This is a genomic window from Flavobacterium sp. N3904, from assembly GCF_025947305.1.
Lineage (GTDB): Bacteria > Bacteroidota > Bacteroidia > Flavobacteriales > Flavobacteriaceae > Flavobacterium.
The window spans coordinates 2,678,213-2,704,474 of the sequence record NZ_CP110009.1; the positions used below are offsets into that span (position 1 = coordinate 2,678,213).

At 35.1% G+C, this 26,262-nt stretch carries 21 protein-coding genes and 1 other RNA gene; 13 read left to right on the plus strand and 9 right to left on the minus strand.

The window, feature by feature from the left end:
* Positions 1 to 63: 63 nt before the first annotated feature.
* The 5 genes from OLM57_RS11360 to OLM57_RS11380 all read right to left on the minus strand — a co-directional run bounded on the left by OLM57_RS11360 (position 64) and on the right by OLM57_RS11380 (position 5,994).
* Positions 64 to 1,662, minus strand: coding sequence for a glycoside hydrolase family 3 protein (locus OLM57_RS11360; protein WP_264563812.1), 1,599 nt, complete (start codon positions 1,660 to 1,662; stop codon positions 64 to 66).
* Between the two features lie 129 nt (positions 1,663 to 1,791).
* Positions 1,792 to 3,054, minus strand: a complete 1,263-nt coding sequence (locus tag OLM57_RS11365) for an MFS transporter (RefSeq protein WP_264563813.1) — start codon at positions 3,052 to 3,054, stop codon at positions 1,792 to 1,794.
* A 115-nt stretch (positions 3,055 to 3,169) separates the two neighbouring features.
* Entirely contained in the window at positions 3,170 to 4,723 is a 1,554-nt protein-coding gene (locus tag OLM57_RS11370; RefSeq protein WP_264563814.1) for a glycoside hydrolase family 10 protein, read from the minus strand.
* Between the two features lie 614 nt (positions 4,724 to 5,337).
* Positions 5,338 to 5,772, minus strand: coding sequence for a DUF6526 family protein (locus OLM57_RS11375; RefSeq protein ID WP_264563815.1), 435 nt, complete (start codon positions 5,770 to 5,772; stop codon positions 5,338 to 5,340).
* A gap of 36 nt (positions 5,773 to 5,808) precedes the next feature.
* Positions 5,809 to 5,994, minus strand: a complete 186-nt coding sequence (locus tag OLM57_RS11380) for a Thivi_2564 family membrane protein (RefSeq protein WP_264563816.1) — start codon at positions 5,992 to 5,994, stop codon at positions 5,809 to 5,811.
* 834 nt (positions 5,995 to 6,828) lie between these two features.
* On the opposite strand from OLM57_RS11380, the gene OLM57_RS11390 reads away from it, so the two are divergent.
* The 6 genes from OLM57_RS11390 to OLM57_RS11415 all read left to right on the plus strand — a co-directional run bounded on the left by OLM57_RS11390 (position 6,829) and on the right by OLM57_RS11415 (position 11,198).
* Positions 6,829 to 7,584, plus strand: coding sequence for a hypothetical protein (locus tag OLM57_RS11390; protein ID WP_264563817.1), 756 nt, complete (start codon positions 6,829 to 6,831; stop codon positions 7,582 to 7,584).
* An 88-nt stretch (positions 7,585 to 7,672) separates the two neighbouring features.
* Positions 7,673 to 7,756: a hypothetical protein gene (locus tag OLM57_RS11395; RefSeq protein WP_264566904.1), complete on the plus strand. Its 84-nt coding sequence runs from the start codon at positions 7,673 to 7,675 to the stop codon at positions 7,754 to 7,756.
* 271 nt (positions 7,757 to 8,027) lie between these two features.
* On the plus strand, positions 8,028 to 8,261 hold the full coding sequence (locus OLM57_RS11400; RefSeq protein WP_264563818.1) for a hypothetical protein: 234 nt from the start codon (positions 8,028 to 8,030) through the stop codon (positions 8,259 to 8,261).
* Entirely contained in the window at positions 8,254 to 8,433 is a 180-nt protein-coding gene (locus OLM57_RS11405; RefSeq protein ID WP_264563819.1) for a hypothetical protein, read from the plus strand. Before OLM57_RS11400 ends, OLM57_RS11405 begins: the two co-directional genes overlap by 8 nt.
* Positions 8,434 to 8,754: 321 nt before the next feature.
* Positions 8,755 to 9,117: a BlaI/MecI/CopY family transcriptional regulator gene (locus OLM57_RS11410; protein ID WP_264563820.1), complete on the plus strand. Its 363-nt coding sequence runs from the start codon at positions 8,755 to 8,757 to the stop codon at positions 9,115 to 9,117.
* Entirely contained in the window at positions 9,114 to 11,198 is a 2,085-nt protein-coding gene (locus tag OLM57_RS11415) for a M56 family metallopeptidase (protein WP_264563821.1), read from the plus strand. Before OLM57_RS11410 ends, OLM57_RS11415 begins: the two co-directional genes overlap by 4 nt.
* A 431-nt stretch (positions 11,199 to 11,629) precedes the next feature.
* Here the strand turns inward: OLM57_RS11415 and ssrA are convergent.
* Both ssrA and OLM57_RS11425 read right to left on the minus strand, forming a co-directional pair.
* Positions 11,630 to 12,026, minus strand: a transfer-messenger RNA (tmRNA) gene (gene ssrA / locus OLM57_RS11420).
* Positions 12,027 to 12,149: 123 nt separating this feature from the next.
* Positions 12,150 to 13,358, minus strand: coding sequence for a serine hydrolase domain-containing protein (locus OLM57_RS11425; RefSeq protein WP_264563822.1), 1,209 nt, complete (start codon positions 13,356 to 13,358; stop codon positions 12,150 to 12,152).
* A gap of 244 nt (positions 13,359 to 13,602) precedes the next feature.
* On the opposite strand from OLM57_RS11425, the gene OLM57_RS11430 reads away from it, so the two are divergent.
* The gene (locus OLM57_RS11430) at positions 13,603 to 14,805 is read left to right on the plus strand and encodes an NAD(P)-dependent oxidoreductase (RefSeq protein ID WP_264563823.1); all 1,203 of its coding nucleotides are present in this window, start codon (positions 13,603 to 13,605) and stop codon (positions 14,803 to 14,805) included.
* A gap of 73 nt (positions 14,806 to 14,878) precedes the next feature.
* Here the strand turns inward: OLM57_RS11430 and fumC are convergent, their stop codons facing one another.
* Both fumC and OLM57_RS11440 read right to left on the minus strand, forming a co-directional pair.
* Entirely contained in the window at positions 14,879 to 16,264 is a 1,386-nt protein-coding gene (gene fumC / locus OLM57_RS11435) for a class II fumarate hydratase (RefSeq protein ID WP_264563824.1), read from the minus strand.
* 183 nt (positions 16,265 to 16,447) lie between these two features.
* On the minus strand, positions 16,448 to 19,159 hold the full coding sequence (locus tag OLM57_RS11440; protein ID WP_264563825.1) for a M16 family metallopeptidase: 2,712 nt from the start codon (positions 19,157 to 19,159) through the stop codon (positions 16,448 to 16,450).
* A gap of 201 nt (positions 19,160 to 19,360) precedes the next feature.
* Between OLM57_RS11440 and OLM57_RS11445 the strand changes: the two genes are divergently transcribed.
* The 6 genes from OLM57_RS11445 to OLM57_RS11470 all read left to right on the plus strand — a co-directional run bounded on the left by OLM57_RS11445 (position 19,361) and on the right by OLM57_RS11470 (position 26,258).
* Positions 19,361 to 22,009, plus strand: coding sequence for a patatin-like phospholipase family protein (locus tag OLM57_RS11445; RefSeq protein WP_264563826.1), 2,649 nt, complete (start codon positions 19,361 to 19,363; stop codon positions 22,007 to 22,009).
* Between the two features lie 231 nt (positions 22,010 to 22,240).
* Complete coding sequence (locus tag OLM57_RS11450) at positions 22,241 to 23,143, plus strand: J domain-containing protein (protein WP_264563827.1); 903 nt, start codon at positions 22,241 to 22,243, stop codon at positions 23,141 to 23,143.
* Positions 23,140 to 23,433 carry a chaperone modulator CbpM gene (locus OLM57_RS11455; RefSeq protein WP_264563828.1) on the plus strand — a complete coding sequence of 98 codons (294 nt, stop codon included), beginning with the start codon at positions 23,140 to 23,142 and terminating at the stop codon, positions 23,431 to 23,433. Before OLM57_RS11450 ends, OLM57_RS11455 begins: the two co-directional genes overlap by 4 nt.
* Positions 23,434 to 23,536: 103 nt before the next feature.
* Positions 23,537 to 24,319, plus strand: a complete 783-nt coding sequence (locus OLM57_RS11460) for an MlaE family ABC transporter permease (RefSeq protein WP_264563829.1) — start codon at positions 23,537 to 23,539, stop codon at positions 24,317 to 24,319.
* On the plus strand, positions 24,312 to 25,076 hold the full coding sequence (locus tag OLM57_RS11465; protein WP_264563830.1) for an ABC transporter ATP-binding protein: 765 nt from the start codon (positions 24,312 to 24,314) through the stop codon (positions 25,074 to 25,076). Before OLM57_RS11460 ends, OLM57_RS11465 begins: the two co-directional genes overlap by 8 nt.
* A 204-nt stretch (positions 25,077 to 25,280) precedes the next feature.
* Complete coding sequence (locus tag OLM57_RS11470) at positions 25,281 to 26,258, plus strand: MlaD family protein (RefSeq protein ID WP_264563831.1); 978 nt, start codon at positions 25,281 to 25,283, stop codon at positions 26,256 to 26,258.
* Positions 26,259 to 26,262: the final 4 nt, after the last annotated feature.

Here is a 26,262-nt window from a genome sequence, read left to right on the forward strand (position 1 = left end):
CTATTAGAATAAATTTTTATTATTAATATTTATTTTAAAATAGTTTTTTACTATTAAAAAAGATTAAACTCCTGTTATTGAAACCGGTAAGCTTCCTTTTCCTTTTTTGTCTTCCAATAATTGTTCGGCTGCACTTTCCTGAAACTCTGGAAAATCCTGGTACATTTCTACAATTCCGATTGTAAATTCGAGATTTGGAATCACTTGTAACGCATACGGATTTCCAAAAACATACAAAATACATTTTTTGGTTTGAAATAATTGTCCTAAAAACTCCAAAACAGAATCTTCCAATTCAAATTTATTGTGTGGTTTGGCTTTGGGTATAAATAAAGAAATGAGAACGGTATCAAAAGGTGCCAGATCTTCTTTTAGTGTTGTGTTTAGTAAATCATTGGCATCTTCAATAGCATATTCCGGTGATGGCAAGAACGAAGCCAAAGTATTAAAAAACGGATTGTCGATGGTTTTGTAAACACTCAGCTTCGCCAGACGTTCTCTGTTTTTGGCATCAAAAACGATTATAGAACTGTTGTTGTCTTTGATATCCGTAATACAATAATCGGCTATTTTCCGATTTAACTCAGCAGTGATTTTAAAGTCAAAAGCGCGAGTAATGGTCGGTTCAGTTTCAAAAAGTCCTGCTTTCTGTTTGCATTTCATAATGCGGTTCAAACTGGATTCGATACGTTCTGGTGTTGCATTTTTAAGGATTTCTTGAATGCCTTCGGCTACGTTTTCGGCAAAACAAAGTACATCGTTTCCGGCATTGAAAGCTTCCCATTCCAGTTGACCCTTAACCTCATATAATTTGGAAACACTATGCATATTCAAAGCATCCGAAATAACCAATCCGTTGTAACCTAATTTCTCTCGTAACAATTTTTCTATAATATTTTTGGATAGCGTGGCGGAGGTTTCTTTCCCATCATTCAACTCGGGGACTGCCAAATGTCCAATCATAATAGAATCGACATGGTTTTCGATTCCTTTTATAAACGGAACCAGTTCGTTTTCAAGTAATTCTTCAAGGCTTTCCTGTAGAACGGGTAATCCCAAATGCGAATCGACACTGGTATTGCCATGTCCCGGAAAGTGCTTTAAACAGCCCAAAATTCCCACATCGGACATTCCACGAAGGTATTCCAACGCATATTGAGCTACTTTGTCTTTATTGGAACCGAAAGAGCGGTACCCAATCACGGGATTGTTGGGGTTATTATTGATATCGGCCAAAGGCGCCAAATTATAATGAATTCCTGCCGATTTTAGGTCCAATGCAATTTGTTTTCCCACTTCGTAAACCAAATCTATTTTTCTTTCGGGCAAAGCTCCGAGTGTAATAGCGTATGGATATTGCGGTGTTTTTTCGACGCGCATCGCTAAGCCCCATTCGGCATCAATGCTCATTAATAGGGGAGTGGTGGCACATTTTTGATAACGCACGATTAGATCTTTCAATCGCTGAAAGCTATCATCATTGAATTCCACCTTTTTCTTCGATTCATAGTTGGTAGCCGCACTGGCTCTACTATGAAAAAAAGTCAATCCGCCAATGTTGTGTTCTTTGATTAATCTTTCTGTTTCCAGGATATTCTCCTCGGTATCATTGATAAAAACTGCCGGGAAAAAGAATTGCCCTATTTTTTGTTCTAGTGTCATTTTGAAATGAATATGATTTTAATTTTGAACATATCAGTCATTTAAGTTGAAGTCGCTATTGTTATTAAACTTAAGGATTTTTAAATAGTCTTTATTTTAACGGACTTATATTTTATAAAACGCTAGTGTTTATTTCTCCTCCACTTTCTTACCAAATTCCGCTGGATACTTTAAGAATTGCGATAAAATCAATCCAGGAAGTGTAGCACAAAATACCCAAATAAAGAAATTGCCATAGCCTAAATATTGCTGTATAAAACCACTCGCCATACCAGGAAGCATCATACCCAAAGCCATAAACCCTGTTGCAATGGAATAGTGCGAAGTTTTTGATTCCCCTTCCGCAACGTAAATTAAGTACATCATAAAGGCTGCAAAACCAAAACCGTATCCAAACTGCTCTGCAATAACTGTTGCATAAATATAATAAACCGATGTTGGATGAAAATGTGACAATAGGATAAATCCAATTATTGGTAAATGCATGGCCAAAAACATCGGTAACATCCATTTGCGCAATCCTCCTTTTGAAATGGCTATTCCGCCCAGAATTCCGCCGACAACAAGTGCTGCGACTCCAAATGTTCCGTAAATAATTCCCACATCTTCAGTGGTTAACCCCATACCACCTTTGGCCTTTTCGTCAATCAAAAAGGGAGTCAGCATTTTTAATAATTGTGATTCCCCCAATCGGAACAGCAAAATGAAAGCCAATACAAGACCGATTTGTTTCTTTTGGAAAAATGTAGCAAACACTTCACCGAAGCTTACTTTGTGTGTTGTTTCGGTTTCTGTGCTTTCCTCAACTTTTGGAGTGGTGAAAAAGTTGTAAATGGTCAAAAAAGCCATAATTAATGCCACTACAATCATCGTGTACGACCAGGCTTTGGTTTTGTCCCCAAATTTTTGTTCCAAAAAGCCTCCCAGAATCACAATCAACCCATTGGCGGTAAGCATCGAAAGGCGGTAAAACGTACTTCGAATTCCAAGAAAGAAAGACTGTTGTTCTTTTTCTAACGCTAGCATATAAAAACCATCACTCGCCACATCATTGGACGCCGAGGCAAATGCCGCTACCCAAAAAAGCGCTAAACTCAACATAAAAAAATGATTCATCGGAATCGTTAATCCCACAATCAAAAACGCAATAGCAATAGCCAATTGCATGGCTAGAAACCATTTTCTTTTGGTGGCATACAAATCAATAAACGGACTCCAAAGCGGTTTGATTACCCAAGGCAAATACAATAAACTGGTATAAACCCCGATGTCTTCGTTGGCAATACCCAGATTTTTATACATAATCACCGAAACCGAAATAATAATGGCATACGGAAAACCCGAAGCAAAATTTAAAAACGGAATCCAATACCACGGTTTGTTGTCTTTCATTGTATGAGAAGGTTTAAAAGTTTAAATTGTTTAAGGGTTTAAAGTTTAAAGTTATTTTTAGTTAAAGGTTGATTATAAGTGAAACAATTAAACTTGAAACCTTAAACTTGAAACTTTACTTTGTTTGTGTTTCTACCTGCAAATCGATTATGGTTTCGGGACTTTCATTGGCATAATAATCTACGAAGGTGAAGGCAAAAGCCGTTTTGCCGATCATTTTATAATCGGGTACTTCGATGTTGAATCCTTCATTTTCTTCAGTAACAGCAATTTTATCCAGTATTTGGCTGGCATCATTGGTATTTATTTTAGAAACATCTTTGGCACCATATACCACTATATATCTAACTTTTGCCAATTGTTTTGGTTTCTGAAACGAAATGTAATAACTGGTGGTGTCTTTGGTTATCGAATTGATCAGTAAACTTTCAGTAATTTCCTTTTTAAAATTTGGAACAGGCAAAGGCAATGCTGGATATTTGTATTCATAATCCTTTAGTACCTTAACTACATCCTGGTTTTTGTTCATGAAACATTTGGCACTAAAAAAACCATTTCCCTGTACGTTTTCAAAACTACGGGTGAGGTCGATTTGATTTGTGATTTCAAATTTATTATTCCAATGTTTGTCTGAATCGGCTTTGATTTTATAACTGCTGTTTCCTATGTATAGTGCCGTATTGTTTGGTACATTTTCTGACCACCATTTGATTAATTTGGCATACGAAGCTGTTTTATGGTCAATACTCCAGTACAATTGTGGTACGATGTAATCGATCCAGTTGTTTTGCATCCAGTCAACCGGGTCGGCGTATAAATCATCATAATTGGTTTGACCTGAAGATGTATCTGAGCCTTTTGGGTCAACCGATTTGTTGCGCCAAACCCCAAACGGACTGATGCCAAATTGTACCCAAGGTTTTAGTTTTTTGATTCCAGCAGAAATATTTTTGACAAAAGTAGTGACATTGGAACGTCTCCAATCGCCCAGCGAAAGCCCGTTACCGGATTTTTGATAGGAAGCAGCGTCATTGAATTCGATGCCTTTAATTTTGTACGGATAAAAATAATCATCAAAGTGTATGGCGTCAATATCGTATTTGATTACCACCTCTTCGACCAAAGAACTCAGGTGTTGCTGTACTTCGGGCAGGGCAGGGTTGTAGTAGTATTTTCCACCGTATTCAATCATCCATTCAGGATGTTTGTAGTAATCGTGGTTGGGACTCAATGTTTCGGTTTTTAAGTCGAAAGTGGCGCGATAGGGATTGAGCCAGGCGTGAAATTCGAAACCACGTGCATGGGCTTCGGTAATCATCCATTCGAGTACGTCATAATTGGGGTTGGGTGCTTTACCTTCCTTTCCTGTCAGGTAGCGGGACCAAGGTGCCAATATGGTTGGATAAAAAGCATCGCCTACAGACCGTATTTGCACAATAACGGCATTGAAATTGAGCTTTTGGTAGGTGTCCAGAATCTCGATAAAATCTGTTTTTTGCTTCTCTACCGAGTCTGTACTGTTTTTGGGCCAGTCGATGTTGACCACCGTGGCAATCCAAACGGCCCTGAACTCATTTTTGGGATGCATCTCTCTTTTTTGAGCCTGTCCAATGACAGCAAAAAACAGGAGGTATATAGTTGGGAATAGCAGGGACTTCTTTAGAATCATTTTTACTCTTTTTATGCAGCATTCAAAAGTAGTTTTTTTAGCCAAGTTTTTTAAATTAATTGGCAATAAAATTTGGTCTAGCGTTTTTGTTTTGCATTATTGGTAAAATAATTATTTATGCGCCTGATCCAGCTATCCGCTATAGCCCTCGATTGTAACTCTTTTTTTACTAGCCACTACAGGAGCTTCCTTTAGTCGCTCTGTAGTTGCTGTAAAAAATAGCGTTCCAATTATCTGAGCTATAGCTGCTATCTGGGGCGGGGATTCAGTGCATTTATGAAGCTTTTTAGTTATGATTGGAAAATATTCAATTCTAATAATATTCACATAAAAAGTCAGGAGACTTTTATCGCATTTACGATTTTAAGAACATTTAAAGAAACGCAAAAGTCGGGAGATTTTTATCACATTTACGATTTTTAAGCACTTTTAAAAAAACGCAAAGTCATGAGACTTCGCTGAGCGGGGAGCTGGGGGGTAAAAAATAGCGTACCAATTCTCGCGGCTGCCGCTTTTATCTGGGCCGGGGACTCGCTGCATTGATGGTTTTTAAGGGCCTTAATAGAAGTTCGAAGTCGGAAGACTTCGGAGTAACGACACTTTGGGGAGCTATGTTAAACTCTTGCATAATCGCCTTTCCAGTTTTTAATTTCTTTTTTGATTTCAGTTCCTGAAAGTTTATTAAAAAGTGTTTTTTCGATGAGCTCCTCCAATTCATCATCTGAAGCAAAACGCAATGCAAACAATTGTTCATCCTTTAACCGATATTCAAAATCCTCCAGTCTTTTTCCCGTAAGAGAAAAATAACGGTATCGGAGTTCCAGACGCACAATTCTGTTCTGTAAAGTAAGCGCATAATGTTGACGGAGCATAAAAGCCAGAAAAAACAAAACAATAAAAACAGCACTGATAAAACTCCAAATCAATTGGTTATCGGATGTGAAAATAAAATACACACTAAAAGCAAGCAATATCATTATAATTGGATAATAAATAAAATGATGCGGTGTGTAATATCGAATGTGATTTTTAAAGGATTGTCTTTTCATGCTTCAGTTATTTTATAACATGCTAACCGATTTATTTTACACATGTGCACTCATCAGATTATCAAAAATCCCGAATACTTTGAGTAGCCAGACAATCACAAAGATTACAACAACTATGTTAAAAATATTTTTAATTTTAGAATCCATCGGGATGTAAGTGTTAACAAGCCAAAGAAGGACACCTACAACAATTAATACGAGTAATACAGTAACTAATGGCATATCATGAGGTTTTAGAGTTATATCCAAATGTATTTCATTTTTTATTGAATTACTTTATATAATTATTTAAAACTGTTACATAATTCAAGCCTATGCTTTTATTTTTCCCCCCTGGCGCTCGCATGCTACAAGTGCCAGTGGTAGTCATGAGAATTCGCGGAGTGGGTGTGAGGTATTATTGACGAACTCTTCGTGGAACGGGGTATTTATCAATCTTCGATTTTTAAACCTGAATATTTATATAACATCATACCAGACCATAAGTATTGTTTCTGATATAGACTAATTTGTGTGTTTATTTGAACTGCTTATTGAACAAGTATTGTTATTGTAGAGGAATTGGTCAGAGGCATTATTGCCTAATATGCTATCCGATTATACAACGTAAAACATGTTCCAGCTGAAGGCCAGAATAGCTACAGAATTCCTCTATTGAAATTAACTGATGAGGTTCTTTATTCAAGTTGTCTTTAATTTTATTTAAATACAACCTTGCCTGTCTGTATGTTTTACCGGTAATACGTTGTACATCTTTTGGATAAATACATACCCTGATGTTTCCTGCTATCACATTACTCGTTTTAATACATTATCCATACTTAGGGTACGGCTTTGGGTACCTTCATTGTATGCATCAAAAATACTAAAAATATTTTGTTTCTGATTGACTAAAAGCGGCTATTATAGGCTTTTTAGTACCGTTTTTGACACTGTGCTTTTGAAATGTGCTTGAAATGTTGAAATATTTGCTGAGATCATTCCCGATTTAGTTGCAACGAATATTCAGGATGAAAGAGTAGATCAATCATTTTTTAATTTAAATTTTAAACAATTATGGCAAAACAGAAAGGCATAATTAAATTGAAAGGTACTATCGGAGATATTACTTTTTATAAATCAAAGGATGGGTATATTGCCCGTGAAAAAGGTGGCATTGATGCCAAACGAATTGCCAGCGATCCTGCGTTTCAGCGTACCCGCGAGAACGGGTCGGAATTTGGCAGAGCGGGCAAGGCTGGAAAAACCTTGCGTTTGGCATTGCGTACCTTACTGCTTAATTCCTCAGACAGCAGAATGGTCAGCAGACTTACTCAGCTGATGGTAAAAGTGATTCAGGCCGATGCAACGAATGACCGTGGACTTCGAAACGTTATCGATGGCGAAGCCGAATTGCTTAATGGCTTTGATTTTAATATCACTGGAAAATTGGGGACGACGCTATTTGCTCCTTTTGTGGGAGGAATTGATCGTGTTAGCGGTGAAATCACCGTTGATTTGGAATCGTTTATACCTGCCGATATGATTGCTGCACCAAGTGGTACCACTCATTTTAAAATCATATCGGCTGGTGCTGAAATTGATTTTGAAGCAGAAACATTTGTTACCGCCACGTCTGAAACGGCTATTTTGCCTTGGGATAATACCCCTACAGCGGTCATCACCCATTTAAATGCTGTGACTGCCAATAGCACAAAACCTTTGTTTTTGGCACTGGGACTGGAGTTTTATCAGGCTGTGAACGGTAAAATGTATACGCTGAAAAATGGTGCCTACAATCCATTGTCATTGGTTCAGGTCAGTGGACTGTAGCTGTATATAGTATTTCTAGACTTATTTCCCTGATGGAACTATCTGAAAACTCAAATGTGAGGACAGAATCATTTGTTATACCATTGAATTGCCTTGCCTCAATAATGAGAAAGGGGTTTCCTGTATTCCAGAGGGGGAGTATTTATTGAGACAGCGTTACAGTCGGAAATAGCAACGGCATATGGAGGTATTTGATGAGAAAACAGAAGTTCTATATTGCTTTCTCCTGCCAATAATGCTCCATAAGAATTAATGGCTGTATTGCTCCTATAAAACATAACCTTTTCTAACTGGTTTAGGTCTGCAGTCCAGACGAGCTTTTGCTAAAGTTAAAAATTTGGTTTATCAAGCTTTGGACTGTTCAGAAAAGGTTTCATTAATTGTTTAATCTAATCCTTCGACTCCGCTCAGGACGACAAGGCTAAAAACCAAATAAATAAATTATGAATATAGTAAAAAGGGCGAAAGCCCCAACTCCAAAATTTTTCAAAGTGCTTCGAAATATTGGACTCGCTTTGGCAGCAGTTGGCGGAACTATCGCCGCTGCACCAATAGCTTTACCACTAGTAGTTAGTTCTATCGGAGGTTATCTTGCAGTTGCCGGGGGCATATTGTCGGCGGTTAGTCAGATTACTACCCATAACGAAGGGGGTCTTCAAGAAGTTGAGGATGACTAGCGGTAATCCAACATTAATTGGTACTGCAGGCGGTACTTTTTTGAGTGTAGTCCCGAATTTGCATTCGGAGGATGTTTTAAAAACTGTTTTATTGGCTGCGATTGGAGCGATAGTCAGTTTTATATTGTCCCTTACTCTTAAATTTATCGTCAAGAAGCACAAGAAGAAGTAGTTATTGGTGTTAATTGTTTAACGCTTAACTAAATGAAGCCCAAACCGTAAAGGATTGGGCTTTTTTATTGTTGGATTGTTTGTTTCATGATCCCAGCCGCTTCGCTAGGGGGTAATCTCAACGGCCAACGCTCAAATCCTTACCGTGATTTTCTGGAGTAAAACTGTAAGGAGGGAAGATGAAGATGAAGAAGAACGTGATTTTTGTTATAGAAACTAATTTGTCAATTGTATTACATTACTAATATATTAGTTAAAATATTAATCAATTAGTTTTGCTACTAATTAATTAGTAGTTATATTTGTCAAAATATTTTTGACTATGATAAAATTAGCTAAACGAGAAGAACAGATTATGCAAGTCTTTTGGGATTTGAACAAAGCCTTTATTAGAGATATCATTCCATTGCTGCCAGACCCGAAACCGCATTACAACAGTGTGGCAACAATAGTGAAGATACTGGAAGAAAAAGGGTTCTTGAATCATGAAACAACAGGGAATATGCATTGCTTTTTTCCGGTTATCAGCAGGGAAGAGTATCAGCAGTTTGCGCTGAAGGATGTCGTAAGTCAGTATTTTGATAACTCGTATCCCCGAATGCTTGCTTTTTTTGCCAAAGAGCAAAAGCTTACCGAAAAGGATCTGGATGAAATTGTAAACATCATTAAAAAAGATAAAGTATGATACCATATATTTTGTACACAGCGCTAATTCTTTCTGCTTGCCTTTTGTTTTATAAAATGCTTTTACAGAAAGAAACGTTCTTCCACTTGAACAGATTTGTCTTGCTTGGTTGTATGATTTTGGCTTTTATTTTGCCATTGCTTCCTATTCCGCAGCAATTATCTTTACGAAAAGTTGCAATAGAAAAGCACGTTCCTTTGGCGAAAACGGCTGTTGACAAAAGTAAGGCTATCGTGCTAAAAGCACCGCCAGTGCAGGAAGTGATTGTTGATCAGGCGAAACAGACTTTTGATGTGGACTTGCTACTGCAATGGCTGGTTTATTTGTATTGGTTTGGTGTACTGCTATTTGGTGTTAATTTTTTAATGCAGGCTTGCGTGTTGCTGTACAGAGCGTATTCTTTATCGGCAATTCAGGACGGGAAATTCCGCATTGTCGAAATCACTGGTGACAAAGCTCCTTGTTCATTTGCCAACAGTATTTTTATCAATCCCGAAAAGTACGAGTGGGAAACATACAATCAGATTTTGCTGCATGAAAAAATTCATATTGAGCAAAAACATACTGTTGATTTATTGCTTGCCGAAGCCGTTATTATTTTTCAGTGGTTTAATCCTTTTGCATGGCAATGGCGAAAAGCATTGGAGAGTAATCTTGAATTTTTGACTGACAACGAAATGCTGCAACAAGACACTGTCGAAAAAGAGAGTTATCAGTTTAGCCTGCTCAAAGTGGCGGCGCCCCATTTTCCGTTGAGTCTTACAACTAATTATAATCAATCATTAATCAAAAAACGAATCATTATGATGAATTCAAAAAAATCAAGCGTACACACCACATGGAAATATTTTTTCCTGTTGCCTTTATTGATCTTGTTTGTCTGCCTTTTTAATCAGCCGGTAGCACAAGGTCAAAACCTAAATTTGAATGAAACTCCTAAAACGCAGTCAAACATTCAAAACGGAATGGATACCGAAGGCAGCTGGTTTGCTGTTATCAAAGGCACTACAGTAAATATTCAGTTTAGGAATGATGATGGTGATAATTTGTCAACTACTTTTCCGTTGAGTGAATTGACAGGACTGACAAAGGACATGAAAGGCGAGTTTACGTTGACGCGCGAAGCGGGAACCATGAATTTTGAAGGAAAATTTGACGGGAACAATGGAATGGGAACTTATACATTTACTGCCAATAAAAATTTCAGCACAGCAATGGCACAAGAAGGAGTTGCAGTTGCAGCTGAAAGTGACCTTATGGCTTTCTTTATGGTAAATGTGAAAATTTCGTATGTAAAAATGTTGAAGAAAAACGGATACAAGACTATTGACAAAGATCAATTGATTCCGTTGGCTGCATTAGGTGCTGATGAGGCATATGTTACTTCTATCAAAGAAGCTGGAATTCCTGATTTTGATTTGGAAGATTTGATTCCTTTTAAATCAATGGGTATCGATAAAGCTTTTATTGACGAAATACGCCAAGCTGGTTATAAAAATATCACTGCCGATAATATTATTGCCTTAAAATCTCAAGGTATTAACGGTAAATTTATTACTGATTTTCATAATTCAACCAACGGTAATGGCGATGATGAAAATGGGGATAATATCATTGCATTTAAATCTTTAAATATCGATGCCGCATTTATTGATTCTTTTAAAGCTATAGGGTATACTGATCTTTCGAACGATGATCTTATGGCCTTGAAATCTTTAAATATTACACCAAATTATATTAGTGAGTTTGAAAAGATTGGCTATAAAAATATCAAACCTGATGATTTGTTTGCTTTGAAATCGCTAAATGTTACGCCAAAATACATTACTGATTTTGAAAAAGCAGGTTTCAGCAACATCAAAATAGATGATTTAGTTGCCATGAAATCACAAAATATAACTCATGACTTAATCAAAGAATATAAAAATCTTGGATTTACTGACTTGAATGTTGATGATGTTATTGGAGCTAACTCTATGGGAGTTTCTCCAGCCTTTATTAAATCGATGAAAGAAAAGGGACATAATTTTAAAACCCTAGAAAAGTATATGGAATTGAAAGCTGTTGTTGGTACTAATTAAGCCGATTTACCACTATTTTCATAACTGAACAGGACTGTTAATACAGTTTTAGTGCAGAATATTAAGTTGTAAGACTAGATTAAGTAAGCCCAAACCGCAAGGAATGGGCTTTTTTTTGATGTTGGATAATTGTGTTCTTGAAAAATTGGAATTGACATTCTTTATTTAGCATCTTTCCTGTGAATTTGTTTTTGAAACTACTTGCTAATAATAGATTTTTCGGTTTTATATACTTATTTCTTAAAACATCAAGATAACTTTTATTTGTTCTCGCCTCTTAGGAGCTGCCTTTGACTTTGCATGCAACAACAGACCATTTTGATTTTGAATGTATTTTGAAGTGCTGAATGATGTTTTTTCTGAGTAATGAAAAAACAAAAAAGCCTGTAAATCTTAGGATTTACAGGCTTTTGATTTCATTTAAAATGAATTTGTGGAATCGCCGGGAATCGAACCCGGGTCCAAACAAGCAACTAAAGAGCTTTCTACACGCTTATTTCCTGAATAGATTTTCGACGGGGAGTTAGGTCAGAAACAACCACTCTTTGCTTATCTTCTTTAGTTTCGAAATCCACCCGAAGCTCATGGAAATCTAGGTTTAAATTTACGATTCACCTTAATCGACCGCTATAAACCAAAGCTTTCGAGGTGAATCCTGCTTTCCTACCTGGTAGGACGAGGCTAATCTTACTATAATTCAGATTATGCAGCAAGAGCGTAGTTTCCTTCGCCGTGTAAAATGTTTGAGACCTTTTATTTACGAGAATTGTCCCAGTTCTCGACGTGCTTACTTTTCAATTCGACTTGCTGTCAAAACCAGTCGACCCCATTTTTATTTTAGATTTATACTATTGGATTTTATAATTCAATAGTATAAAAATACAATGTTTTGCAAAGGTACATTAATTTAGATGGTTTTCCAATGGTAATAACAATGGCACTATCAAAAATTTACTCATCTTCGATTTTAAAAGGATAGTCCCCAAACAAAACCGATAGTTTTCGAACGGCATAAGTGCTTCTCGTAAATTTATTGGACAACGCAATTATAGTCACATTTTCATCTTTGAGCGGAATATAGGAAGATGTAAAACCATGCCACCAACCGTTATGAAAATAGAAATTTTTACCATTGTCCCAGTTAATCATTCGAATACCCAATCCGTAATTTTTGGTTCCTTTTCGTTCGTTACTATAACCCGTGTAAACTTGGGCTAATAATTCTGGTTCTAAAAAAGATGGAGAATTTCGGGCTCTATCAAATTTTAATAAATCTCGGGGAGTAGAATAGATGTTTTTGTCACCATACACTTTGTCCAGATAATCAATACCAATTTCTACTCTATTGGCTTTGTAGGATGGAGCAACATTGTGTTTGTCTTTGTCAAAATCTAAAACAAAAGTATTTGTCATTCCCAATGGTTTAAAAATGATTTGAGACATTGCCTCTCTGTAAGACAGTTTAGTTACTTTTTCTATAATCAATGCCAACATCGCATAATTGGTATTGCAATAAGCAAAACGGGTTCCTGTTCTTTGTTCTAAACCTATATTTTTGGTTCCCATAATGGTTAAAATGTCTTGATTCGTCAGCGTATTGTGCCTGTCCCAGACATTTTTATCCCGATCTGTAAAATAAGCATAGCTGCGCATACCGCTTCTATGAGAAAGCAGCATTCTTATGGTAACATCCGGATATGGAAATTCAGGTAAAAAATCAGTTACTTTCTGATCCAAGTCGATTCTTTTTGCATTAACTAATTTTAAAACTGCTGTAGCCGTTAGTACTTTGCTTACAGAAGCAATATGGATAGGAGTGGTGCTCGTTATTGGAGTCTTATCTCTAAGGTTTGCATAACCTTCATATTTTTCATAAATAATTTGACCGTTTTGCGCCACAAGAAACCCGCCGTTCATACTATTATTAGGCCAGTTTTTTCTATAAAAAGAATCAATTTTTTTTCTCTTCTCTTCTATATAGGACGCAGTTAGTTTTGGAGTCTCATTTTGTAAAGGTTTCATTTTAGGCAATGAACTTTTTGGAAGATCAGCATCTTTTATTTCTGGTTTGGTATTTTTCTTTGTTTCGTTTTTACATGAACCAACGATCAGCATTAGAACGAGTAAATGTAGTATATTTGCCTTTTTTATAAAATTCATTTTCGAGGTACTTGAAGGGCAAATATATAGAATACAATGGTTTTGTTTTTCTTTTTTTTAAATATTAACAACTCTTTTATATTGTAAAATAAAAAGTATTTTTTTTAATACTTCTTTAATCATCACTATCTTAAGTTTTTTCAAAATCAAATTTTTTATAAAATCATTGAAATTTGTTTTATATTGTTATATTTGTAACAAATAAGTCAAATTAAGTTATAATATTGCAATTAAAATTTAAAAAATGAAATTCGGTATACTAAAAGAACGAAAAAATCCACCAGATAGAAGAGTTGTTTTTTCCCCAAACGAATTGGCGAAAATTAAACAGTTGTATCATGGAGCAACAATCAAAGTAGAAAGTTCAGATATACGCGTTTTTACCGATGCTCAATATCAAAGTATGGGTATTGATGTGGTTACAGATATCAGTGATTGTGATGTACTTTTTGGAGTAAAAGAAGTTCCGGTTGAAGATTTGATTCCAAATAAATCCTATTTTATTTTTTCGCATACTATAAAAAAACAACCTTACAACAGAAAGTTGTTGCAAGCTATTCTTGAAAAAAATATTGAATTGTATGATCATGAAACCATAGTTGACGTTCATAATCGTCGATTGATAGGTTTTGGAAGATACGCCGGAATTGTAGGAGCGTATAATGCTTTTCGCGCTTTCGGAATAAAATTCGAGTTGTTTAAAATGCCAAAAGCGGAAACCCTTTCTGGAAAAGAAGCGTTGATTACCCATTTAAAAAGATTGATTTTGCCACCTTTGAAAATTGTAGTGACGGGAACAGGAAAAGTGGGCAATGGGGTAAAAGAGATTCTTGATGCCATGAAAATAAAAGAAGTATCTGTCGAAAATTATTTGACAAAAAACTTCACTCAAGCTGTTTATACACAGATTGACGTTTTAGAATACAATAAAAGAAAGGACGGGCAAGTTTTAGATTTTACCGATTTTCATAATAATCCAACCGAATATGTTTCTGATTTTGAGCGTTTCACCAAGGTTTCGGATATTTATATCACGGGACATTTTTATGCTAATGACGCTCCTATTATTTTAACACGCGAAATGCTTCAGGCCAATGATTGCAAGATAAAAGTAGTAGCTGACGTATCTTGTGATGTAAATGGACCCATTGCCTGTACTTTGCGTTCTTCGACAATTGTAGAACCTTTGTATGGTTATTTGCCAAGCGAAAACAAAGAAGTCGATGTTTTTCATCCCGCTGCCATTGTGGTTATGGCCGTAGATAATTTACCTTGCGAATTGCCAAAAGATGCCAGTGAAGGTTTTGGCGAAATGTTTTCGGAGCACGTTATTCCTGCCTTTTTTAACGGAGATAAAGATGGTATTCTAAAAAGAGCCAAAATGACTGAAAACGGTAAACTTACCGAACGTTTTAGCTATTTACAGGATTATGTAGATGGGAAATAAGTATGAATTATGAGTTATGAATTAGTGGGAGTTGTGAATTTTAAAATTCTACAACTCATAATTCATAATTGTTTTAAACCATATTTTCCGGTTTTACCCAATCATCAAATTCTTCGGGAGTTACATACCCCAATCGTACGGCTTCTTCTTTGAGTGTCGTTCCGTTTTTGTGGGCGGTTTGGGCAATTTCTGCCGATTTATAATACCCAATTTTGGTGTTTAAAGCGGTAACCAACATCAAAGAATTATTGACCAATTCTTGAATACGTTTGTAATTGGGTTCAATGCCCTGTGCACAATGTATGTCGAAGGAATGACAGGCATCTCCAAGCAATTCTGCTGATTGGAGGAAGTTGGCCGCCATCATTGGTTTAAAGACGTTCAGTTCATATTGACCCTGTAAACCCCCAACTGTAATGGCCATATCATTTCCTATTACTTGTGCACAGACCATAGTGAGTGCTTCGCATTGGGTCGGGTTTACTTTTCCTGGCATAATTGATGAACCAGGCTCGTTTTCGGGAATAAGAATTTCACCAATTCCGGAGCGTGGTCCCGAAGCCAGCATTCGGATGTCATTGGCTATTTTATTCAAAGAAACGGCCAATTGTTTGAGTGCACCATGCGTTTCTACAATAGCGTCATGAGCAGCAAGTGCTTCAAACTTATTTAGTGCTGTGACAAAAGGATGTCCCGTAAAAAGGGAAATATATTCGGCTACTTTTGTATCATATCCTTTTGGAGCATTCAATCCTGTCCCAACGGCAGTTCCGCCCAAAGCAATTTGGGATAAATGTGCTAATGTATTTTTGACAGCTTTCAAACCATAATTCAATTGCGCCACGTAACCAGATATTTCTTGGCCTAGAGTTAGCGGAGTGGCATCCATTAAATGAGTACGGCCAATTTTGACTACCGATTGAAATTTTTCTGCCTTTTTTTGAAGTGTATTTCTTAATTTTTCGACATTTGGAATGGTATTTTCTACAACTGCTTTATATGCTGCAATATGCATTGCCGTTGGAAAAGTATCATTGGACGATTGGGATTTATTGACATCATCATTAGCCTTGATATAAGGTTCGTCTTTTTCAATAGTTAGCCCTTTTAAAACTTGAGCCCGATTCGCAATTACTTCATTGACATTCATATTGCTTTGTGTACCAGAACCTGTTTGCCAGACTACAAGAGGAAATTCCTCAGAAAGTTGTCCTGCAAGAATTTCATCACACACCAATGCAATGTAATCCCTTTTCTCAACCGATAAAATACCCAATTCACAATTGGTATAGGCTGCTGCTTTTTTGAGATAGGCAAAACCTTCAATTATGGTTTTTGGCATAGAAGCTGCAGACCCGATTTTGAAATTGTTTCGAGAACGTTCGGTTTGGGCTCCCCAATATCTATCGGATGGAACTTGTACTTCGCCCATTGTATCTTTTTCAATTCTAAACTCCATTTTGTGATCTTTTTATATGTTAAAAAACACTGTATTGATAATCTCCAATAAATTTAAGCTTTTTTACTTTGAAGCTTTCTATTTGGTGCAAAAAAAAAAGGTATTGATTGCTCAATACCTTTTACTATTTGAATACTATTATTGTTCAAATGTAGCATTCTTAGAATCTCAGATGCCTAAAAATTATATTTTGATAAAGTCTCCAGCATTAACAATTACGAATTTCTTTGAATCAAAATATTTGACAAAAGCGGCATTTATTTTTTGTACATCCAATGCTTTAACTTTAGTTTCATATTCTTCATAGTCCTTAAAAGTTTTTCCTTGATCTAAGTTTTCTCTCAATTCACGCACCAAAAACTCATCCGTTCCAAGCATGGTTTGTCTATTTTGTAGCCAAGATTTTAATGAACTGTCAAATTCTTCTTTGGTAAAACCTTTGGCAATTGCTTTTTGTATTTCTTCATTAAGCGCAGTTGCCAATTTATCTTTCATGGTTGGATTATAAATTGCATATATACCCCAACTACTGTTAGGGTCAAGCACATTTGGCTGTAAATAAGAGCCGGCACCATAGCTTAATCCTTCGGTTTCACGAAGACGCTGCGGAATTCTGGAGGACATGAAAGAGCCTCCTCCCAATAATTCATTTGCCATATCTACGGCTGGATAATCTGCGCTTGATTCTGAAATATTCAAATTTATTTTACCCAATAAAAAGGCATTTGTTTTATCATTAATTTGAATTGTTTTAGTTTCTGATTTTACATCAAAATATTCAGTCGGAATTCTTTTATAGGCCGTTTTCGGAATCCAATTATCAAATGTGCTGCTTAAGAAACTTTTTATAACAGGCTTGTCAAGTCCGCCTACAAAGGTTGCAATGCTGTTTGAACCTCCATAAAAAGAAGTGTAAAATTGCTTAACATCCTCAATCGTTGTTTGATTTAATGTTGTTAAGCTCTCATCAATTGTTTCCGTATAAAACGGATGTGTTTTAGGGTACAAATCGGTTAATTTTGTCAAATCCATGCTCGCAACAGCCTGTGGTTCATTTCTGTTGGCTTCCAAACTGTTTTTGGTTTCCAGTTTAAGCTTTTCAAATTCATTAGTATCAAATGATGGATTTTTTAGAATATCCTGAACTAAGTTTAAAGCATTGCTTAAATTGGCTTTATCGGTACTAATTCTAATATACACGCCATCTACTGTTGCAGCTACACTCAAATTGATTTTATATTGATCCAGTTGGTCGTTGATGTCCTTTTTGCTTCTGGTTTTTGTACCTAATTTTAACATACCTGCTGTTAAACTGGCTATCATTGCTTTTTGGCTCAATGTTTTTTCATCCCCCATTCTCAAAAGGATTCTTCCTTCGATTTTATTTCCTTTAGAAGGTTTTTCCAATAATGCATATTTCAATCCCGAAGGCAATTTTCCTTCTTCCGTAGATTTTATGATATTTGCAACTGAGGTTTCAAAGGTATTGGTATTGGCTTCCATCACTTTTCCTTTATAACCTGCAACTACTGCTGCAATATCTTTTGTGTCACTCACTTTTGTTCTTTGACTGTCAGCTTCTGGAATAAAACGTCCCCAGGTTCTATTGCTTTGCAAATAGTATTTTTTGGCAGCGTTTTGAATATCGGCGAGGGTCAAAGCTTCTATATTGTCTCTGTCTATAAAAAACAAGCGCCAGTCACCAGATCCAATATATTCTGTCATGGCAACACTTAAATTAATGGTTTTGTTATACGTATTTTCAAATTGTTTGAGCAATTCGTTTTTGGCACGTTTCAAATCATCCTCCGTAAATGTCATCTGTGGAACTGTATTCATGGTTTCCAAGAAGGCTTTCTGGACAGGTAAAATGTCTTTATCCTTGGCAATTTCACATGCAAAATAGCTGAATGCAGGGTCTTTCAAAGTTATGGTATATCCATACACATTTGTAGACAATTTGCTCTCAACTAATGTTTTATATAATATTCCTGAAGGATTGTTTGTCAATATTGAAACCAACGCATTGTTGGCGGCATATTCTTTATCCGAATAACTGGGTGTGTGGTATGCCATCGCTACATATTGAATGTCACCATTTCTTTTCAATTCTACAAATCGTTCTCCGTCCTGAGCAGGTTCAACAGTATAGGTTTGTTCAATTGGGTTTTTTGATTTTGGAATTGAAGCAAAGTATTGTTTGATCCAACCAAGTGTTTTTTTCTCATCAAATTTTCCTCCAATGATAAGAGTAGCATTATTGGGTTGGTAATACTTTTGATAAAATACTTTTAAACGGCTGGCAGGAACACGCTCAATATCTTCCTTACTGCCGATAGTCGATTTTCCATAATTATGCCATAGATAGGCAGTAGAAAGAATTCGCTCGTTTAAAATTCCAGAAGGATCATTTTCTCCCATTTCAAATTCATTTCGAACGACAGTAAATTCGGTATCTAAATCTGATTGAAGGATGGCCGAAGTAATCATTCTATCCGATTCCATATCTAGAGCCCATTTTAGATTTTCATCTGTGGCAGGCAAAATTTCGTAATAATTGGTGCGGTCATAATAAGTGGTTCCATTGGCTTGAGCCCCTTTATCGGCAATTGTTTTTTTGATATCGGTAAACTTGGAAGAACGTTTAAAAAGCATATGTTCCAGTAAATGCGCCATACCAGATTCTCCATAACCTTCATGACGGGAGCCAACACCATAAACGATATTTACAATAACATTGGATTGTGCTGCGTCTGGAATTAATAAAATTTTCATTCCATTGGGTAAGCTGTATTCTTTTATTCCTTCGACCGAAGTGACAAAAGTAGCATCTTGTGCGAAGGAATTTGTCGACAGAAAGGTTATAAATGACAGGGCAAGAATTATTTTTTTCATTTTTTATTGGTTTGCTGTAAGTTAATATTGTAAAAATATGTATTTTTTTGAAAGAATAATCATTTGTTTTGATAATTTTAAGAACTGTTTTTGTCTACTAGCACTATTTATTTTATTATTTTGTTAAATTTATAAAATGTTTCTCACGATAAAGGTTGATTTTTTTTGAAGTATTTGAAAATCAGTATTTAATATTTTATTATGGAAGGTAAAAAGTTGGCAATCGAATTGGCCAAAAATTATTTGAGGGGAGAAGATATTTCAAATACAATTAACATTGATGAATTGTATGAAAATCTTACTCAATATGAGCAATATGGCTATGCAGCTGAAGTTTTGATGAAAAAAATTGCAGACAATGAAGCAGAGGGAACTGAAATAAAATTGTCTAAATATCAAGATTTAGCTGATAACGTCTACAAAGATTCGACTTTGTCTTCGTACTTTAAATTTGATAAAGCCATCAACATACTTAAATCTTTTTGTGATTTAGAACACACCAAGAATTCTAGGACACTTGGTATTGCAGGTGAAATCTATAAAAACAAATGGAAGTTTGATCATCAGTTTCACAATTTATTGCAGTCTCGAGCTTATTACAAAAAAGGCTATTTGATTTGGAAAAACAAAATGCATAAATCCATCCAAACCGAAACCGATTGTGTCAATACTGCCGTAAATTATGCTCATCTCAATGAACTAATTGTAATTGAAAACTTAGAACGTCTCTCAGAAACTTCTGAAATTACCAGCGAAACCCTAGAGCGATTTGAAACGGCTCAAGCTACAAGGAGAGAAATTGTAGAAGCTTATTTAATCGATGCTGAACAAGTCATTTTTTATGATGGAATTGATGCCAAAGAAAAATTATACGCAGCTTTAGCAGAAGCTTTCTTCGGCTTGCGAATGTATAAAAAAGCCCTTCATTTCATTAAACTTTATACCGAAGATAAAGCAGAGAATTGGAAAATAAAATCCTTTAGTAAACAAATTTATAATTTGGCCGATTACCAAAAAAAAGAAAAAAATCAAATATCTACAAACAAAGATCCTTTTCATAAGAGCGAAATCTTAGATGAAGCTCAAAATGAATGTTTGAGAGCTTTAAATATTCAATTTGACCAAAAAGAGGGTGCAAATTCCGTAAAGCAAAAAGCACAAAACAAATTTGGATTGGGACTTTCTGGAGGGGGTTTTAGAGCGGCTTTATTTCATATAGGAGTTTTGGCAGCATTGGCCGAAAAAGGAAAATTAAAAGATATTGAAGTCATTTCGTGTGTTTCTGGAGGGTCAATCATAGGCACATTTTATTATCTAAAAATCAAACAATTATTCGAAAGTAAGTCGGATAAGGATATTATTCAAGAAGATTACATTAAAATAATAAAAGAAATTGAAACAGAGTTTTTGGAAGCCGTTCAAAAAAACATTCGGATGCGTTTGTTGACCAATTTTTCCAAGAATATAAAAATGTGGATGGGAGATTCCTATTCCCGTTCCAATCGATTGGGGGAATTGTACGAAGAGTTTTTCTATAAACCACTCATTGCAAAAGATTTAAAATTATGCAAACAGGATACTATTTGCATGAATGATTTATTTATTACTCCTTTTGGTACCGAAAATTTTAAATTAAGCAATGACAACTGGGAAAGGAAAAATAAAATTCCGCAGTTAATTCTAAATGCAACCGCAGTAAATACGGGACATAACTGGCAATTTACAGCTTCGTGGATGGGAGAACCACCAACTTATATTTCGGATGATTTTGATGTAAAACCCCGCTTAAGAAGGATGTACTATGAAAACGCTCCAGAGGAATATAAAAAATTCAGATTGGGATATGCCGTTGCCGCTTCTTCTTGCGTTCCCGTTTTGTTTCAGCCTTTGGTACTTAAAAATTTGTATAAAAATATTGATTTAGAATTGATTGATGGCGGTGTGCACGACAATCAGGGGATTGCTTCTATTTTGGAGCAAGAATGCAATGAAATTATTGTAAGTGATGGAAGTGCCCAAATGCCCGATGACGCAAAAAATACAGGAAGTTCGGTTTCTTTGTTTTTTCGAGTTGATTCTATTTTGCAAGAGCGATTACGGGAAATTCAATTGTTGGATTTAAAATCGCGTAAATACACTTCAATTCTCAATAAACTTACAATTGTACATTTGAAAAATGGATTGGCACAACTTCCTGTAAGTTGGTTAAATTGTACAGATGTAAATCGAAGCATTCTATACGATAAGGAGGTTGAAGATGAAAATTCACTTTTGAAGTATGGTATTATGAAGAAAATCCAAAAAGGACTTAGTGAAGTAAGAACCGATTTGGATTCTTTCAATGATCTTGAGGCTTATGCATTAATGTATAGTGGTTACCAACAAATGATGCATGAAAACACTTCGCTAAATTTAAAAAGAGAAAACTGGAATTTTTTAAAAGTAGCTGAAAGTTGTACGCTTCCAGAAAAAGAAAAAAAACTTGTTAATCAATTGAAAGTAAGTAGTTTTGTTCCTTTTAAGATTGTTCGAATGTCGAAACCTTTTAGTTATTCTGTTTTGGGTATAGGTGTTTTGGTCCTAATTTATATTTTGTATGTATTGATTATCCATTGGAATAATACTGCTCCTTTGTATCAATTTGATGTTTCTTATAGTTTTATTGGACTAACATTGATTGTTTTTTTAGTTGGATTTTTGTCTAAATTTTTGGCCAAAGTGATCAATATCGAAAGTGTGATTAAGAGAAAAGCGGCTCTGTTGCTGTTATTAACTGTTGGCTGCGTGTTTTTTAAAATTTATATTCAAATTTTCAACCCATTTTATAATAAGTTAGGGAAAATAAAATAATTTACCATTCAAATTTCGAATTTGATTGGCTTTGCTTTTTCTTAATTATCGAGTCTCTTAAAAGTATTTATTTAGACTTATTTTGTTTTGTATAATTTTCTGTATTCAAGTAATTTATGATGATTTAATCCGCAAAATTGCTTAAATTTGAGTGTAAAATATTCTTTATTTTATAAAGGCTAAATTTAATTTTTTTGGTTTAAAGTAGTTCTACATTTAAATTAGTATAGTATGGCATTTATAGATTATTACAAGGTATTAGAAATTGATAAAAGCGCAACGGAAGCCGATATAAAAAAGGCATACCGAAAATTAGCGCGCAAGTACCATCCTGATTTAAATCCAAACGATAAAGAAGCTGAAAGAAAATTTAAGGAACTCAATGAAGCCAATGAAGTTTTGAGCCATCCTGAGAATCGTAAAAAATATGATCAGTATGGAGAAAATTGGCAACATGGCGAGGAATATGAAAAAGCACGACAACAGCAACAGCAATATCAAAACAGTGGCGGTCAGCAAGGCGGTTTTGGAGGCTTTTCTGGAGGAGGAGATTATTCAGATTTTTTCGAGTCCATGTTTGGAGGAGGTGCTTCAAGAGGAAGAGGTCGAACAGCCGCTTTTAAAGGACAGGATTTTAATGCCGAATTGCACTTGGACTTAAAAGATGTTTATACTACTCACAAACGTACGCTTACAATCAATGGAAAAAACATACGTTTGACCATTCCTGCCGGCGTTGAAAATGGTCAAGTTATAAAGATTTCTGGTCAAGGTGGTGAAGGAGCAAATGGTGGTTCTAAAGGGGATTTGTACCTTACTTTTACAATAGAAAATCATACTAATTTTAAATTGGACAAAAACAATTTATACACAACCGTTGATTTAAATTTATATACAGCCATTTTGGGAGGAGAAATTACCGCCAACACTTTTGACGGGAAAGTAAAATTAACCGTAAAACCGGGAACTCAAAATGGAACCAAAGTCAAACTAAAAGGAAAAGGCTTTCCTATTTATAAAAAAGAAGGCGAATTTGGAGATTTATACATTTCCTATCAAATTGTAATCCCCACAAATCTTACTGAAAAAGAAAAAGGACTATTCATTGAACTTGCTAAGCTTAGAACGATATGAGAACCGATAACTTAATACTTTTAAAAGCAGTTAGCTCTCATTATCAAATAGAGCTTTCTTTCTTTACTCATCTTAATGATTTAGGATTAATTGAAATTGAAATTATGGAAGAATCTCCTTATATTCACGAAAATCAAATGCATAATTTGGAAAGAATGATTCGAATACACCACGAATTGGAAGTGAATCCGGAAGGAATTGATGTTGTTTTTAATCTTTTACAGAAAATTGAACATTTGAAAAAAGATTTGATTGCAACTCAAAACAGACTTCGATTATATGAAAGTTAGATTCCTCATAAGATTTATTTTGGAACTAATATTACAAAGAAACTTAATGGAATATTTGTAAAGTGCGAGTGTCATTAGTAGTAGAAATTAATTTATAAACTGCATGGATAGTATTTATAGAATTATAGAATTATTCAAAGCTTTTCTTCTAGAAATTGGCGAATTGTCCTATTTTGCAGGCCGTTTTTTTAAAGAAGTTTTCAAACCTCCTTTAGAATTTAAAGAATTTCTCAGACAGTGTTATAATATGGGAAACCGATCTTTACTGCTAGTAGGGGTCACGGGTTTTATTATAGGATTGGTTTTTACTTTGCAGTCTAGACCCACTTTGCAGCAATTTGGTGCTGTTTCCTGGATTCCTGCCATGGTGAGTGTCTCTATCATTAGAGAAATTGGGCCTATTATTACAGCGTTAATTTGTGCGGGTCGAATAGGTTCTGGAATTGGAGCCGAATTGGGTTCAATGCGTGTTACAGAACAAATCGACGCGATGGAAGTTTCTGGTACAAACCCTTTTAAATATTTGGTTGTTACTCGAATATTAGCCACCACTTTAATGCTTCCCGTTTTAGTTTTTTTTGGTGATGCAGTAGCCCTTTTGGGTTCGTTTTTGGTCGAAAATCTAAAAGGAGATGTATCCCTTTTGCTGTATTTAACACAGGTTTTTAATCATCTTGAATTTTTTGATGTTATACCTTCAACCATAAAAACATTCTTTTTTGGTTTTGCCATAGGCTTGGTCGGATGTTTTAAAGGATATTATTGTAACAAAGGAACTGCAGGAGTAGGGCTTGCCGCAAACTCAGCAGTAGTGTTTTCATCGATGTTGCTTTTTATAATAGATTTTATAGCTGTTTTTGTTTCTAATATTTTTTATGATGTCTGATACTTTCCAACCAAATTCGACTGCAACAAATCCAATTATTATAATTAAAGATTTGAAAAAAAGCTATGGTGAAAATCATGTTTTGAATGGGTTTAATATGGAGTTGAATGAAGGAGAGAATTTGGTCATTATGGGCAAATCGGGTTCAGGTAAATCGGTAATGATAAAATGCTTGATTGGATTGGATCAGCCCGATAGCGGGAGTATAGAAGTAATGGGAAAAAATATTCTCGCCCTTTCCAGAGAAGCACTAGACGAACTTCGAACCGAAGTGGGTTTTCTATTTCAAGGTAGTGCTCTCTATGATTCGATGTCAGTACGCGAAAATCTGGAATTTCCTTTGCGAAGACACACCAAAAAATTTGGATATATAAAAGATACCACCCCATTAGTTATGGAGGCGTTAGAAAGTGTTGGCCTTGCCAATACTATAGATTTAATGCCCAATGAGCTTTCGGGCGGAATGAAACGAAGAATTGCTTTGGCAAGAACTTTAATTTTATTACCAAAAATTATCTTGTATGACGAACCCACAACAGGATTGGATCCTATTACATCCAAAGAAATTCTATTGTTGATGAAGTCTATTCAAAAAAAATACAACACTTCGTCTATAATTATAACACACGATGTGGATTGTGCTAGAATGATATCCAATCGAATGATTTTATTAATTGATGGAATAAATTATGCTGAAGGAACTTTTGAAAGTTTATCAATTTCTAAAGATCCAAAAGTACAAGCTTTCTTTAAATAAGTTTAAAGGTTTAAAGTTTAAGGTTTAAGAGTTTAAAAGTTACTGAGAGTCAAGAATTTGGATCAAAGAAAAATAGTGTTGATAATATTAAAAAAAATAGCTTTATAAGTTCGTAAATACGACTAAATTAATTTAGCATTTGGAAGCAATTATTAACTTTTAGATACTTAGGAACTTAGTATCTTAGAAACTAATATAAAAAAAATGGAAAAAACAGCTTCAGAAAAAATCAAATTGGCTCTTTTTGTAATCATAGGGGGGATACTCTTCGTATTGGTGGTTTATTTTATTGGCAACAAGCAAAAAATGTTTGGAAAAACCGATCATATAACAGCTGTTTTTAATAATGTTAATGGTCTGCAATTGGGAAATAACGTTCGGTATTCGGGTATAAATGTTGGTACCGTTCGAGGCATCGAAATGATTAATGATTCTACCATAAATGTAGATTTGATTATCGATAAATCTATTTTTCCGCATATCAAAAAAAATGCTGTTGCAACTATTGGTTCTGATGGATTGGTAGGAAGCATGGTCATCAATATCATTCCAGGCAAAGGAAATCAACCGCAAATCCAGCCTGGAGATGTCATTCAATCGTTAGGACGTATTCGAACTGATGAACTGTTGAGTACTTTGAGTGTGACCAATAAAAATGCTGCTTTACTTACAGCCGATTTACTTAAAATAACCAAAGAAATAACGAAAGGAAAAGGAACTGTAGGTACTTTGGTCAACGACACTCTTATGGCTTCAGATTTGAAACAAACGATGCAATATCTCAAAATGACAACCCAAGGAACGGCTACAACTGTTGATAATTTGAATAAAATTGTCGTATCGTTAAATGATAAAAATAGTGTAATTGGAGTCCTTAAAGATACGGCTGTAGCCAATAAATTAAAAAAAATAATTGTTAATTTAGACAATTCAAGTAATGAAATTAACAAAGTAGTAACCAATTTAAACGGAACTATTTTGAATATGAAAAATGGAAAAGGAGCTATAAATTATTTGTCGAATGACCCAAAACTGGTAAAGAAAATAGATTCTACAATGACGAATATAAATCAGGCCAGTATAAAATTAAACGAAGATTTAGAAGCTCTAAAAAGTAATTTTTTGTTTCGAGGATACTTCAAACAACAAGAAAAAGAGAAAAAGAAAGCGCTAAAAAATTAATTAA